At 41.3% G+C, this 2,093-nt stretch carries 2 protein-coding genes; both read right to left on the bottom strand.

Annotated elements, in window-relative coordinates:
* A partial coding sequence (locus KAH81_10450; protein MCK5834073.1) for a S8 family serine peptidase occupies positions 1-1,009 on the bottom strand: 1,009 nt, incomplete at its 3' end.
* Between the two features lie 610 nt (positions 1,010-1,619).
* The coding region (locus KAH81_10445; protein MCK5834072.1) for a leucine-rich repeat protein at positions 1,620-2,093 on the bottom strand (474 nt) is incomplete at its 5' end.

Raw genomic sequence — 2,093 nt, 5'->3', positions numbered from 1 at the left:
TATCAATAGCACCCACAGATATTACTTCTCCTACATCACCCGGTGATGTAATCGTATTGTAACCGTAAAGACCCTGATTCCCTGCGCTCTTTACAAAAACACATCCACTATTAACCGCCTCTCTTGCAGCTATTGATTCTGGTGTTGTCCCGTCGCTACCTATATAAATACCTAAACTCATTGAAATAACGTCTACATGGTCTCCTGTATCGCCGTCTCCGTTCGTATCCGTAGCGCACACAATACCGTCAATGATATCAGATATTATACCCCCACCACCTTCATCCAATACTCCTATTGGCATCAATCCTGCGTTTCGTGCGTTACCGGCGAAACGAAAATCGGAACTGGATACCCCGCTACCAAGAGCGATTGAAGAACAATGTGTGCCGTGCCCGTGTCCATCAAGCGGGAAACGATCTTCCCGCATATTTTTCCAATTAACAATTCTTCCTTTGAAATCTCTATGAAGACTGTCAATGCCGCTATCGATTACGGCAATATCAACCCCGCTACCGAGATTAGTTTTTAGATATGGAATTCTAATGCCAAATCCAACTTGCCTTCTTTTTATTTGAAACCAAACGTTTTTCGTATTTGTCATAGAGGTCGAGCTATTAAGCGAAGCATAAACCGCGTTACACGGGTGGGCCTTTAACACGCAATCCAAAGAAACGGTTTCTTGAATATTATTCCATGGAACCTCTACTAATAAAAACTTATATTTTTTGTAATATTTCAATATATATACTTTATTGCCTAATATTTGTCTAATGGTCTCTATAGATTCGTCAGAATCCAAAATCAATATCAATGATGGCTCCGATATTAACCTATTATCGTCAAAAATAGAGCTAACTATAGCATTTTCTGGAATTCTTGCAACAGCGCCGGGGATAAAACCAGATACATTTGATACGCAGATTTCTTCAATATCCGCAATCCAAGGAGCTTGTGGGAATTTATCATTATCAGCGGTCCATCCACAATAATAGTGGTTTTCGTCCATTTTATAAGAATAAAATACGAGTTTAAAAGGACAACCTTGGCCATCAATCTTTTGATTAGAATTAATAGGGGTAAGAGAATTGCAATTTGAGGACTCACCTCGTGTTATAAGAATCATTAACGCTAATATTCCAAACGTAAGTAAAAAAATACTCGTTCTGCTTCTTTTCATTTTAATTCTTCATCTTTACAGTTCTAATATTCATTTATAAAAAACGAAATCGCCCGCTATAAGTGCCATGACACATACGCCAAGAAGCCCTATAATAACTACGCCGACTATGATCTTCATTGCTATTTTCATATGGCCACCTTTCCTCGCACCCAGGTTCCCGCGTGGGCGCGTCTTTTCTCGATTTCCGCCCTTTTTTACACCCAATCCACGGAATTCAATGGACGAATAACATCCAAAACCTAATCTAAATGAAAACTATGTCACCCCTTTTTTACTTATTCGTCATTGCGAGAAGCCCGAAGGGCGACGTGGCAATCTTATTCCTAAGGGGAGCACCTGCGTGTGCTCCCGCTTGGCACACGCCGATACGCGCATCGGGAGGGCACAGCCCTCCTCTACAAATTACTTCAAATACACCACGCGCTTCGTAGCCGATTTATCGGTCGCAGCCCCAGCCCGTGGGAACATCGCAACTTGGATGTTCATCTATAAAATCGCACACCTGCGCACAGGAAACAGAATCTAAATCATCATTAATGGAAATCGATAGTATTTCTAGTGACAAATTCCACAGAGGTAATAGGTCTATAGTATTGAGTCGGTTACCGTTAAGGTCGAGCCTTCTCAGACTTTCGCACGATGTCAGAGGAGAAAGGTCTATAGAAGTTAATTTATTTGAGAAGAGGGCTAAAGCTTTCAGATTTGTGCAAGACGCTAAAGGCGACAGGCCTATAGAAGTTAATTCATTACAACAGAGATCTATCTCTTCCAGATTTGCGCAAGACGCTAAAGGCGACAGGTCTATCCCAATGCTTAGTCCATTATTCCTTAAATTGAGCAACCGCAGATTTGTACACGACGCCAACGGCGATAAGTCTATTATATAAAGTTGGTTGTTCGAAACGTCGAG

Source organism: bacterium (assembly GCA_023145965.1).
Classification (GTDB): domain Bacteria; phylum UBP14; class UBA6098; order UBA6098; family UBA6098; genus UBA6098.
Note: the sequence above shows the minus strand (reverse complement) of the source record. Positions and strands in the feature narration are given on the sequence as shown.